The sequence below is a fragment of the Flavobacterium sp. P3_A6 genome (assembly GCF_056403035.1).
Genome location: NZ_JBFUGG010000004.1, coordinates 224,952 through 238,995 on the forward strand (window position 1 = coordinate 224,952; position 14,044 = coordinate 238,995).

At 35.3% G+C, this 14,044-nt stretch carries 8 protein-coding genes; all 8 read right to left on the minus strand.

The window, feature by feature from the left end:
- Positions 1-163: 163 nt before the first annotated feature.
- The 8 genes from AC1DVP_RS06335 to AC1DVP_RS06370 all read right to left on the minus strand — a co-directional run bounded on the left by AC1DVP_RS06335 (position 164) and on the right by AC1DVP_RS06370 (position 13,657).
- On the minus strand, positions 164-2,017 hold the full coding sequence (locus AC1DVP_RS06335; protein ID WP_477182656.1) for an AAA family ATPase: 1,854 nt from the start codon (positions 2,015-2,017) through the stop codon (positions 164-166).
- Complete coding sequence (locus AC1DVP_RS06340) at positions 2,018-2,524, minus strand: ABC-three component system middle component 2 (RefSeq protein ID WP_477182657.1); 507 nt, start codon at positions 2,522-2,524, stop codon at positions 2,018-2,020.
- Positions 2,512-3,612, minus strand: coding sequence for an ABC-three component system protein (locus tag AC1DVP_RS06345; RefSeq protein ID WP_477182658.1), 1,101 nt, complete (start codon positions 3,610-3,612; stop codon positions 2,512-2,514). Before AC1DVP_RS06345 ends, AC1DVP_RS06340 begins: the two co-directional genes overlap by 13 nt.
- 193 nt (positions 3,613-3,805) lie before the next feature.
- On the minus strand, positions 3,806-4,825 hold the full coding sequence (locus tag AC1DVP_RS06350) for an XdhC family protein (protein WP_477182659.1): 1,020 nt from the start codon (positions 4,823-4,825) through the stop codon (positions 3,806-3,808).
- Positions 4,826-4,855: 30 nt separating this feature from the next.
- A complete protein-coding gene (locus tag AC1DVP_RS06355; protein ID WP_477182660.1) occupies positions 4,856-6,382 on the minus strand; it encodes an alkaline phosphatase family protein in 1,527 nt (508 codons plus the stop codon).
- A 39-nt stretch (positions 6,383-6,421) separates the two neighbouring features.
- Positions 6,422-7,471: a deoxyribonuclease II family protein gene (locus AC1DVP_RS06360; RefSeq protein WP_477182661.1), complete on the minus strand. Its 1,050-nt coding sequence runs from the start codon at positions 7,469-7,471 to the stop codon at positions 6,422-6,424.
- A 109-nt stretch (positions 7,472-7,580) separates the two neighbouring features.
- Complete coding sequence (locus AC1DVP_RS06365; RefSeq protein WP_477182662.1) at positions 7,581-9,011, minus strand: hypothetical protein; 1,431 nt, start codon at positions 9,009-9,011, stop codon at positions 7,581-7,583.
- A gap of 53 nt (positions 9,012-9,064) precedes the next feature.
- Complete coding sequence (locus tag AC1DVP_RS06370) at positions 9,065-13,657, minus strand: molybdopterin cofactor-binding domain-containing protein (protein WP_477182663.1); 4,593 nt, start codon at positions 13,655-13,657, stop codon at positions 9,065-9,067.
- Positions 13,658-14,044 lie beyond the last annotated feature (387 nt).

Here is a 14,044-nt window from a genome sequence, read left to right on the forward strand (position 1 = left end):
TCTGGTTGCAATCAATTTTCAGGTTCTACAGCGAATTTAATACTAGATTAAGGTTCATTATTCATATTTGCCAAATCATCCCAAATACAAAAACAACTTTCAATTTAGCCAATTGCTCAAATCCGTTGTACCTTTTAGGTGATGGCGTTCTTATTCAAATAATTTAACTTGGGAAAAAGCCTTTTCTATTACCATCATTTGAAAATTTAATTAGATTAAACTTATTTATTAAGTTTTCATTTGGCATTTTATTATCCAAAATAATAATTTGTCGGCTTTCATTAACATGAGTTAAATCTTTAAAAAAAGCATCTTGCATATCTAAACTTACTTCATCACCTGATTGAGGTTTTTGATTATTATGGTAAGTTGTTAGAGGAGAATCTAATACAATAAAGCCAGAATGTGGTTTTGATTTTTCAATGCAATAATCTAAAAGGCCAAATATGAAAGCAGAGTAGGATACTGCTCTAACTCCTTTTCCATGACTATTTCTACCTCTATTAGAAATTATCAAATCAAATACATTATGAGTTTTATCGAATTCAACTGTTGACAAGCCAGGAAAATTCCAAGCTCGTAAAAATTTTTCCACATGTTCTGAGAATAATTTTAAAACTGAATAGCCTAAATCAACTTTTGCTTCTTCAAATTTAGGTTTAGATTTTAATTCTCTATCTAATAAATCTTTGTCAGAATGAAGATTTGTTATGTCGTTTTTTGTATTAAGTATCTCCTGTTCAAATCTGTTATAACTCATTAATTGATTAATTTCATTTTTAAAATTTTCTTGTAGAGGAATCAATTCAGAGTTTAAATTTTTATTTAATGTTGATAATTCATTTTCAAGTGAAGAAATCAAAACCATATTTACATTCTTGTCAAGTTCTGTTGACTTTATTGTTGCATTTAAATCGTTTAATTTGATTTCAATTTTTTGACTTTCAATTTTTATCGATTCTGAAATATTTTTGTTTTCAACCTTTTCTGCCAAGCATTTTAAATGATTTTCGTCCATATTTGTGCCACATATTGGACAATCTTTTGTTATCAATTGTTCAAACAAAAATTTACCTTCTAATATAAAATTTAATCTATTTAGATCATTTTTATAATGCTCGGCTAATAAATAAAATCTTTTTAAAAGCTCTATATTTTGAAGATTTGAGGACTTTAGTTTATGTAATTCTTTGAAATTATTTTCTCTTTCAAGTGTTATCTTTTCAATATTAGTTGAAGATGATTCTAATTTTTCTAACAATGATAATATTCGTTCATTTATTTCTTCTGAAGTTAAATTAATAACTGAACTTTGCAATGTTTCAATTCTATTATTCTTTGAAAGCAACAAAGATTCAATAAATTCTAATTTTCCTTTGATTCTGCTCTCAAAAACTTTTTTATCTTCTTTTTCTATTAGCTCGTTATCAAAATTTTCAGTTAATAAATATTTAAAAGCCGATTTTTCACCTGTCAATTCATAATAATTCTTAGCAGAAGTATAAACTGGGGATTCTTCAGTTATAATTCTAGTTTCATCAATTAATGATAGACGTGCAATATCTCTAAAACTTAGTTTTTTTGTTTTATTTGAAGCATTGGTTTTAATTTTTATATTTTCAATACCAATTAGTTTTAATAAAAATTCAGATATATTTTCGCCTTCAAAAGTGTCATTTTGAGTCCCTAATATTCGTTTACTTGAAGTGTTGTATTTTTCATAAACTGTTTCTGTAACGGTTGCTTTCGAAATAGTTTTTAAATTTCTATGTATTGTAAAGACTTCATTTTTACTTGTTTTAATTTGCAAATATGCATCAGAATAACCATTGGCTTCGGGAATAATTTTAGGAGCATTACCTCCGCCGAGTAAATAATCTATGCATTGAAAAATATATGATTTTCCTGTATCTGATGAACCAATTATTAAATTTACTCCTTTATCAAATCTTAATGAAGCATCATTTACTCCAATACCAGTTACTACCAATTTTTCTATGTGAATTCTTTGTTTCATTTATTCTCTAATAAGTGATTCATAAACAAACTCGTTCCCCCAATTTGGAATATTATTTTCAACTAGTATTTTTAATTTTTCATCGTCGTATTCTCCAAATTGTGAACTTATCCAATTACTTAATTCTATCAGTTTCTGGGAGTATTCGCTTTCTTGTAGCTCGATAAATTTTGATGTCAAATCATTAGCTTTATATTTTATTCCCTCAACAGAAAAAATAATTTCTATTAATTCTTTGCTTCTCATTAGGGCAATTGCTTCTTTTATAATTAATGGTTTTATAATTATTTGTGACGATCTATGAGGTATTGGTGGATGCAAACTTTTTGGACCATTTGGAAAATCAGCAGAATTAAGCAAAAAATAATCGTAAATAACTAACCTATTTAAATCAATTTCTCTAGGAAAAATTCCTTGAAGAATAAAAAGTATTCTAAATCCAATCTCTAATGGAGAATTAAAAACATTAGTATTTCTGGTTTCAAAAATGTTATCTATTCTTTCCATGATAGCCTATTTTCGTTAACTAAATGATGACAAACTCCTTGCTGATCTTGAAGGCTTATTGTTACAGTTAATGGATTAGCAGTAATATTTAATAATGAACTATGTTCTAGAACACTTAGCATTTTTTTAAATGCGTTTTCATGGGCTACAAGGATTTTAGAATATACTGATGAAAAAATTTCGTCTTTTAATTCTTCAAATGCTTTTGAATCAGAAGGTAAGTTATCTCTCTCAAATTGTTTGAGAGTTTCAACGGAATAAAAATTTTTTCTTTGAATATCAAAATGTACTTTATAAGTTCCGAATTTAGTTAAATCTTCTATTGAATTTATTTCAGTAGTAACTTCTTCACCATAAGCAATTAAAAGTTGTTTAACATATCTCATTTCTCTTTCAGAATCGCCAATTTCAGGAACAGTTGTGTCAATTCTATATTTTTTAATAACGCCTCCAAAATGATATAAATGATAACTAGTTTTACTATGTTGTTCAATTAATTCCGTTGGTTCAATAGGTTTTATTATAGAAAAATCAAAATTTTCAACATAATCCTTAAACTCTCCTTCTAATAAAATTTCTCCAGTTCCTTTAGCAGTAATAAATTCCTTGACATTCTTATCCCAATTATCAATTAACGCTTGTTTTAATTTTTTTGAGTCATCAAGCATATTACCTAATTTAGTACCAACTCCTTCTTGACTAACTATATAATAGTTTTGTGGAATAGTAATTTCCTTTTTAAATGTATAATAGCATAATTTCCCAAGTTCAACATAAAAATTAGTAGGCGTTAGTTTTTTTCCATAATGTTTACATTGGTAATTATCCCATTTGCTTTGACTTAAATTAATCCAACCTATTACATCTCTTCCCATATCGCCAGCTCCACCACACCTTCTTACACTTTCATATTTAGATGATAAATATTCGTAAGCCCATTCTTCTACAATTTCTTCAAATTCTTCATCGTCCATAACTGCTATACGTTGCATAGGAGATATTGATTTACCATAAAGTAAATCATGATTTGTTATTTTTGGAATATTTTTAGGTTTAGATATTTCTATCGTTTTCGAATCTTCTTGCAAACTTTTTTTTTTGATTGGTTAAATATATGAATTTAAAAATTTAAAGTTATAATTTTTGAATTCTCTGGTGCTCAAAAACGCTATCATCTAACTCGTTTATATGTGTGAGAAAACCACAGAAAGCAACCCTAAGTGGAATCGGGAAGTGTAGTTTTATTACACATTATTTTAATTCAAATATATACAATTTTGATTACAAATCTCCCGTGCCTTTTATACCAGAAAAACAAGCAAATTCTACCTGTTTTTGACTGGTGCGCCAGGTGCTGGTAATTTCTGCCATTATAGATAATGCTATTTCTTCCGGAGTTTTACTGCCAATAGCCAAGCCTGCCGGACCATGAATTTTATCAAAAGTGGCATCATCAATAAATAGATCCGTATCAAGGATGGCGTTCAGTAATTTTTCTCTGCGGTGCACAGGGCCAAGAAGACCAATATACTTAACCTTTGAATAAATTATGTTAAGCAAAAAGCGTAAATCTTTAGAGTAATTATGACTCATGACTACAACGGCTGTATTTTTGCAAAATAAACTTTGGTCTAAATCTTCTGGTTTCATGGTTAAGACTGATTTTGCAAATGGAAAATCATTACCATCTACAGTGCTGTATTCAGAACCTATAACAATGACTTCCCAGCCTAAGAACGACGCCATTTGGCTTAATTTCTCCGCATCATGTTCGATTCCAAATATGCACAATCTGTTTAGAGGCTGTATTTTTTGTGCAAAAATTAAATTATTTGACTCTTTTTCATAATTGGAATTATAAATGGTAATGTCTTTAAACTCAAAAGAAGTACCAAAACTTGGTTTACTTATTTCATCAGTCAGGAATGAACACGACAGCGAAAAAGGCTGTCTTTGCTGAATAGCATTTTCTATTAAATCTATTAACTCATTATTCGGATGAAACAATTCCAGTAAAATATAAATACTACCTTCACAGCCCAATCGAAAACGACCGTCATATTTAAATACCTTCGGACAATTAGATGAAAAAACACTAATGGATTGTCGGATAACTTCTTGTTCTACACAGCCACCGCTTAATGCTCCCGTTATATTTTCATATTCATCAATCAGCATTTGAGTCCCTTCCTTTCGATAAGAAGAACCTTCAACATGGACAATTGTTGCAAGAACGGTTCGTACACTCTTTTTACTTGCCTTTTTGTATGACTCTATTATTTTTAAAAATTCGTGGGTCATTTATGCTATGATTTAAGCTTTTCGGAAATATTAATTATTCCCGAAAAGATTTTTATAGTTTAATTGAATATATTCCAAAATTTCACTCGATGAAGGTTTTGGATTACCAGTCATGTCTTCGAGAACATCAGCTATCAGGTGATGCAGATCGTTTATATGAGTTTCACCTGTTTTCAAATCCCATTTTAACGGTTTTACTGCCGGAATATCATCCTTACGCGCATTTTTCAGTCCCAGCAAGCACGAAAAATCGGGTGCCGCTTTATCCCTTTCTGTGAGGTAACCTTCAAGGTTGAAACAATTTTGAACAGTTTTAATAATGGATGAATGGTCAAATGGCGTATAACCATCTGGTCTTGCGATAAGCCCTTTCCTGATGTATGGATTAATCACCACGCAAGGAACACGTACACCAAAACGGTTGAAAAGGAATCCATCCTGACCCGCCCGTTCGTCTTCATAAGGATTTTTGGCACCGCTTGGAGGCGGGACGTGATCATAGGTTCCGCCATGTTCATCATAGGTAATAATAAACATCGTGTTATCAAAAACAGGGGACGATTTTATCATATTGTAGATATCGGCAATAAGCTTTTCACCGGCTCTAATGTCGGTAGGAGGATGCTGGTCGTTTTGCCCTTCTCCGCCATAGTTTGGTTCTAAAAATGAATAACTAGGAAGTTTTCCATTTTTACATTTTGCTTCAAAATCTGTTAGCGTTCCAAAATTATTATTGTATTTAGAATCATGCAATTGTGTCATGATAAGTCGGGTGAGCGAAAAATGATTGTCCCCGAATTTACCATCCTCATCTTTAGCACTGGCGAAATCATTGTTGCCAAAAATTCCCCAGCTAAGATCTTGCCTTCCTCCATCAATGGCATCTTGTATCTGGTTAAAAATAGTTTTTGCATCACATTGTGCAACGGGATTGTTATTGACATGTCCTGTCGAAGTGGCGGAATGTACAAAATCACGGTTAGGGATAGTCTGGCTTGGTACTGAACAATGATAATGATCACAAACAGCAAAACTTTTCGCCAACTCACTTAGTACAGGAGTTTGTTCTGGAGTATAGCACTTCATAATGCTACGAGGATTTGCAGGATCATCACCAAAGCTAAAAGCTCCATATAACATGGCATTTTGATAGTTCTGAACAAAGCCCATATTAATAGCCGGCGGTGCATATTGCTGCGCTACATCATATTTTAAATACAATTGATGATTGGTATCTTTAAAACCTTCGCCCGGATCCGGGTTTGGAAGGGTAAAATCTACAGGATTTGGAATAAGTTCCCCTCTGCGTTTTTTGGGCTGACCGTTTTTCTCAATCATTACTTTTTCAATGAAAGGAATACCATCAGAATCTATATTATCCAGCGGATTCCAAAGTTCTTTTGTCAGTCCTTCAAATTGTTGGTTATGAGGTGGTTTTTCGTCACTATACAACCAGCCTAATAAATTGTCGAAAGACCGGTTTTCCAGCATGAGCACTACGATATGCTTAATGGTTTTCTGTAACTTGTCCTTATTCGGTGTTAGGTATTGGTTCATCTTACTGAATTTAGTTTTGGTAGAAAATCAGGATTTGGTTTAGTGTGTTTCTTTGATTAAGTTCTGAGCATCAACTCTTGAATGGCCTGGAGGCGCTACTATAAGATCTGTTTTGGATAAAGCAGTCCATAGAGTATTGTCCTGAAATGCAATTGTACCGCCTCCGCGTTTTTCCTGAGAAACCATACGGTTGATATCACCAACACAAACCCAGTCGGAGTCTACACTAACAGCCCATTTGGCATGGTCGTGGGTTTCCGGCCAGTTCCATGGCACTCCAAGCGGACTTAGGTCAATATATTTAACATCAAAAGTTTTGTGAATACCGTCACTGTCTAATGTTGGCGGAATTTTACCTCTAATCCAGGTTTCGACATCAATGTCTGTTCCAAGTGCAGGACCAACTAAATCATTCCAGAAATCTTTGTTCCATTTTTCGTTCTTTGCAATGACTTTAAAATCAAATCCTCCTCGGGATTTATAAGCCAATACATCTGAATCTCCTGCAGGATTAGGGTTCAGTGTTTGACTGAGAATATACAGAGGATCATTTTTATCTAACGAGTCAGGTATATGTGGTGAGTATACCTGCGGCACCTGATGGTTTGCCATTTGAGCTGCAATCATACCAGCTGTTTCCATATCGACGGAAATGCAGAGAAAAGTCTGTCCATATTCTGGTGTCGGCATTGAAGTTGCTGCGGCATCTGCATATTTTGGCCACGAATGAAGCAGCCATAAAGCTGTTTTTGTATCGGTATCAAAAGCAAGTATACCTTTTGTATGACCAAATGTGCTGCTGTCCGTTCTATTGGCATCGGCAGGCATTTCGTCATTATAAAGAATCCATCCGGTAGTGGGTGATGGGTTATCGAAGACTGCTTTCAATGTTAGGTCAAGTGCTCCTTTTCCGTCTGTGAGCAAATTAGGAGACTGAACAACTTTTTTTATATTAGGGTCATAATAAACGTATTCATAGCCGGTAGCAGTAGGTTCGTCTGCGGTTTTACCCAATTTTGGAACTTTATAAGCAAACCACCAATCAACTGGTTGACCGCTTTCATCCAATGCAGAAATTGTATTAGCCATTTTTATATTTTTAAAGTTTTCGTATAGCATTAAGTATAGTTATACCGATTCAAATTTTTGAGGATTTGAATCGGTATTTTAATTATGAATTAATAATGTCTGCTGTAAATTATTTATTAGGAGCTATATCTCCACGTCTGATAGGTACCTGGACAGCTTTGTATTGGGAAGCAAAACTTCCTTTTTCTGCAGCTTCTTTAGCGGTGAAAAAGTTTTCCAAAGCAATGGCTACCTGAAAAGAGAAATCTGTTGAATATACTGTCTGATCCATAGAGGTGCCACAGTCTATATTTTGGAACCATTTCATCCATTCATGACCGCCGCCGCCTACTGGAGGAGCTTGTCCGCCATCTGGTGCTGCATTAGGAGGAACGAGTGAAGTAACTGCAGGATATTGCGCTGCATTATGACATGACATACAAGAAACGGTATTTAAATCGGCAGGACCATCTAATCTGCCATTCCATCCAAGATGCTGAGGCGGAAGATTTGGGCTTTCGAAAATCACTGTTTCTTCCAGATCTTTGTTAACCTCAGTTTTAATTGGCGGATATGGAGATGTTTTGTTGATTCTGTTTTTAGGATCATTCCCCCATGTAAGACCAACAGGTACGAGGTTCATCAATTTGTTTTTCTTATTCAGCTTTCCGTTGTAGCAAAAAGTTCCAAATACCCAGCCAGTTCCATCAGGATTGCTTGGACTTCTGTCAGCTCTTGGATCACGAACAGAAATATCCATTTGCAAAAGGTGCACATCAKAAACGACTCTTTTACTTGATTTCCAGAAATTTTCAGTGATGTAAGCTTTCCATGTCAATGGGTTTACAAGATAATCTACGAAATCTGTTCCTTTTGGAGCATCAGTAAATAATAATTTTACAAAAACGGTTCCTGTTGGGAATCCTCCATTATTATAACGTTTATCCAATACTTTAAGATTAGGGTGTTGAGGATCTTTCCACATTTGACCCATAGCGTAACCTGCTTTATCATTGATTAAAGTAATGGCATATACAGAATAATCACCTTCAACTCCTTTAAGTCCTGGCCCTAATTGGTAAGGTCCCAGCGGGGCTTCTTTAATCAGACCATGGAAACCCTCTGTACCTCCGTTTGGCGGATAAGCATTTGGTCCTTCAACACTTGGATGCAGCCACGGAATATGATACCAATCACGAACTTTATTTTCATAAGGATTCCAGTCTTCTGTATTTCCTTCAAATCCATAATCGCGAACGGCTTCAATATATTTTAAAGGTTCTTTTTTGAAATCGATGTCAAGAAATTTAGGCATTTCTTCAGGCATTTCTGTTGGGAAATCTGTTTTTAGGCGAAATATAGGCTGGTCAGCATATTTTTCTCTATATTCCTGAGGGCTTACCATATAACCGAAATCAGGGAATCCATTTTCTTCATAGTTTTGTTTCTCTAATGCAGTCAGGGCATTTGTGCTTTTTTCAGCAACTGGATTTTCATGTTTTTTGTCGCAGGAAGCGAAAAAGATAGAGGTTGCAATAATAAGCGGTTTTAGCTGTTTCATTGGTAGATAATTTGGTTAGTATTTATTTTTTATTGTCTTTGTATAATGCTTTGTTATTCTCCGAGATTTTTTTCAATTACTTCACAGGCTCTGCGTACTTCCTGAACGGTTGCAGGGGCATCTAGTCGAAAAAGAGGGGATAGCTTGCGCTCTGTTCTTGAAGCACGTATGGCATCTTTTATGGCGAAGAAAACGCTGTTGGCTAATACTAGGGGAGGTTCTCCAACTTCTTTTGCCGAGAATATTTGGTTTGTATCTTCTGGAATGCTTTTTACCGATTCTTCGTCTCTAGGGAAGAGGAAAGTATTCATTTCTAATGGAATCGTTGTAACAGCAGGAATCTTGTAACGCCAAGTGTTGGTTGAATTTAATCGCCCTTTATTAACACCTTCCGTTTCTGATACTAATTTTTCAGTCAATAGGTATCCAATACCCTGAACAAAAGCTCCTTCTACTTGTCCTATATCGATGGCAGGATTCAAACTCCATCCCATATCATAAATGATGTCTGAACTAATAATCTTAACTTCTCCAGTAAGAATATCAACTTCGGTAACCGAGCATGCTACCGAATAAGTGAAGCCTACAAAAGAATCAACACCACCTCCAAGCTTAGCATCTTTAACACGCTCTATACCTGGGATATTAGGCTGATCTGCTTCAGTTTTGAATGTCATGGCTGGTATTTGGACTTCACCGCCTTTTATTTTAGTATTAAAAGAAGCAATAAGATTTACCCTTTGTGAAGCTGCTAAATTGATGAGATGCTGCCAAATCATTAATTCATTTCCTTCACTAATTTTGATTTTTTTAGCCCAGCCTTTATTTTCTCCAGCTCCATAGTTCCAAAAGTCGATGTTCTTGCTTTTGCACCAGTCTTCACCGTTTTCTTTTAGCATTTGGTAGCCAAATTCCATAAGTCGAGCCCGCATCTCTTCGCAGGTTTGTTTTACGGCTTCACAGGAATAAGGAGTTCCTGTAGAGCCACCTGTACTTGTTGGATTTGGAGTAACACTTGTATTCACATTGTCAATGAATATCATTTCCATTGGTATTCCCAAAACATAGGCTGCGACTTGCTGCGCCTGAGTCACTAAGCCTTGTCCTATTTCAACACCACCCTGATGTATGACAACAGTTCCGTCATTTGGATTTATGACCACAATAGCGGCTGATTGTTCCAGCGCAAGCAAATTGTATCCTGAACCATATTTTACAGGAATCATAGAGATTCCTCTTTTGTGCCATTTATTTTCTTTGTTGAATTTTTGAACCTCCTGATACTTATCTTCAAAATTAGAAACTTTCTTAGCGTATGCCCATACTTGTTTCATATAACAATAAGTAAGTGCTTGCCCGAATGGAGTAACATCACCTCGATCGTAAAGATTTTTTTCACGTAAGTCTTCTGGTCTCATATTTAATGAGATGGCAGCATCGTCGATGGCATTTTCAACAATGTTTTTGCCTTGAACATCTCCAAAGGCACGCATTGCTGTACTTGGGGCCGTATTGGTTCGGCAGACATCGATTTGGCTTTCAAAATTTTTGATTTTATAAGCATTATCTGTTCGCAGCTGAATACAGTTGGATACGATAAATGAGCAGTCATAGAAAGCACCGCCATCTCCCCACATTTTTAATTGGAATCCTTGAATAATTCCTTTGTTTTTTTCGTTATGTAAACCAGCATCAACTGCAATTTGGTATTCACCATAATAGGCATGACGTTTTCCAATCATTGCAGTATCCTCATCACGAGGAACCGCAAGGCGGACAGGTCTTTTGGTTGCTTTTGCGGCAACAGCTGTTGGTCCGGCAATAAAACGGGTTTGTTCCGTTTTACCTCCAAATCCTCCTCCAACAGGTGGCACCTCAACTTCAATTTGATGATGGTACATTCCCAGTGCTGAAGCTACCGTATCGTGCATTCCTCCCGGACTCTGAACAGATGGCTGTACTTTCATACGGTGTTCATCCATAGGAGTTACAATACAAGCCTGAGGTTCCATATAAAAATGGGCTTGTCCGCCACAAAGCTGTGAGGAACTGACAACGGTGCAAGGAACACTGTCTACTGTAACTTCCTGAGTATTTATTTTTTGATCTCGTAAAAGAACTTTAGGAGCAATGGAATCATCATTTGTTGCCCAGTCAAATTGACTTCCGGGACGGGTTATTTTCCAAATATGAGAAGCAAAAGAAGCAGATACGGGAGCATCAGGAAAAATACTTCCTTTTTTAATAGCGTCAAGTAAATCTATAATCGGCTCACTCCATTGCTCTGTCCAAGGAGCCCCAGGTTTCGAATACTGAATACATTCTGTAGATACGAAAGCAGCAATCTTAATGGCTTCCTGCTCTGTTGGAGCAAGTATCATAGCAATAGACTGACCCACATAACTAACTAATTGTTCAGCAAATAGTGGTTGGTCACTTCCCATTCCCTGATAATTACGACCTCCATTTTTAATATTATCAGCAGTAATAATATCGGTAAAAGCTGGAAAAATACTTTTTAGAAATACTCGTAGTTCCGCTATTGTAGCTGTGTTTTTAGTATTTGGAATTACAAAAGAGTAATTCATCAGAGCACTTTGGCTTTGTACGAACGCACCATTTAAAGTAAGCGGCGGCACAGCAAGTTCATGGGTGTAATTGGTTTGCCCTGAAGTCTGGTACATTGCTGTGACTTTAATATAAGGCTGAGCCACCGGAGCTTTATAATTCTGTGTTTTGTAAGTTTGTATTCCCTCACTTACAGCCCAGTTGCCCCATTTGGTTTCAGCTGCTGAAATCAGGTTTTCAGGTACAGAAGCCCCTTTAACAACTAAAGCGTTTACAATGGCTTTGTAGAAAAAAGAAACAGTTAGTTGTGTACGGTATTCCAAAGTAAAGTCTTCGTTTGGAACTTCTTCCATTCTTTCTTTCTGTGCATCAAGTTCTTCGGAAACTTCTTTTGCCAGTATTTTTGAAAGTTTTTCAGCATCCGCTAAGGTTAGTTTTTTATCCTTAATTGCCTTCTCGGTTTCTGTTGCTCTCCAAGGATAAGGCGCAATACCTCCAAATACTAAAATCGCTGATTTTACGATGCACTCGTCATTAATACTAAAATTGATAGTTGAATTCACTATACTATGAGCGTTCACTTCACGAAGAGCTACTTTTTGGGCAAGCACAACGTCATTTGTGTCTTTCAAAGGAATTGTATAGGAATTAAGCACAATTTCGTCAGCTAATTTTGGATCTTTTATGACGGCTTCAACAAGAGCTTCGGCTGTTTTTGTATGCTCTTTAAAACTGCCATTTTTATCTAATAATAAATAGCTAATCTTTGTTTCTACGGCAAATAACGCAGTAAAGAGATCTGAAGGGAATGGTTCTCCAGTATGAATTGGAATATGTTTAAGCACTAACATTGTGTTACCGCCAATTGTTGCAGCATTACGAACAATACGTCCTGCTGTACGACGAGCCATATAGTCCAATGCTTCTAAAATAGAAATATCAGATATGGATGTTTTTCTATTAATCTGTTTTAGCTTATCAATGCCCTTAGACAGAATTTCTATTAGTTCGCTGTAAGTAGTGCTGGCGGCTATTTTGAGATAGTTATCTGTTAATTCATAGTCAGTATTAAGTTCTGGAATAAATCGGATATCAGCATATAATGTAGTGTCTAAATACTCATTTTTATAAATTCCATAAGAGGTGTTAGCATGTACGAGTCGGACATTTTTCTTGTTTTTGAAGATATCGGCAAGTTCTGATAGTGATTTTGGAGTCAGCCAGCGATTTGTCGAAACCCCCGAAGCAGGCTGTTGTGCAGCATGAGGAAAAGGAATCTCAACATTAGCAGGAAGCTGGGCTTTAGTAACAGGATCCAGTTTACAAGGCATTCTGTTTTTTTCGTCAGCAGCACTCCAATCCGAAGCAAAGGTTTTCATCCCGGTAAGGATGGAGCGATAACCAGTACAACGGCATAAGTTTCCATCGAATGCTTCTTCGATTTCTTTTTTGGTTGCTTCGGGCTTATTCACTATAAATTCGGACATATTCATTACAAATCCTACACTGCAATACCCGCATTGGCTACCATTGTTTAAAGCCAATTGGTATGCGACCGGATTCATACCTAAATGTGACTGTTCCGAAGGATATTCCGAAATTTCGTCTATAATTTTTATCTCCGCTGAACTAATTCCATTTTGAAGACTTTCAGAGATTTTTTCCTGAACAGCAATAAGTTTTTCTCCCGCTTCCTTCATTGCGGCATCTAATATTGGAGAGTTGTCTTCGTCAATAGGAACATTAGCACGTGTTGAACTGGATTTTTGTAATAGAAATTTGGGATCAGGTTTACGAGCGGCACCAGTTCCTTCAATTGTAGTAACAGAAAGTCCGCCTATGGCACATACAGGTCTAAGGCACGAGTTTATAGCCAAATGTTTGGGTGTTTTTTCCTTATCATTCCATTCAGATACTATTACAGTACAACCACCGCAACCTCCCTGACCGCATGGTTTTTTTGGTCCGGAAAGACTCACTTCGGGAGATCGTAAATAATCAATTAAAAGTAAATCTGGTGAAGGATTTTCTATTGTAACGGGTTTGCCATTTAGAAAGAAATTTACTGAATTTTTCATAGTTAGTACTTGAGGTTTTGGTTATTTCTGCTTTTTATGAGTTTATCAAAAACATGGTTATCAGTTAATTTATTTTTAAATAAATCTTTAATGCCAGGATTATTAAAGTGACTCTACTTTATTTATTGGGAGCAGTTCCCTTTTGGCTGTAGAATTTTCTGCTCGTAATAAAATATTGAATCGTATTTTACATTTGATTAGGTTTCGAATCCTTTTTTTAGAAACTAAGAAATCAGTGTTCTTGTATGAATTTATTTAATATTACTTAACTATTCAAAGTTGATAAATTGATTTGTTGATTTAAAAAAAAATAGCATTAACCCTTAGTATTAAGTCATAAAGAGGGGAAATAGGGTTATGAGTACAGAAGTAGTGTTTTTTTTAAAT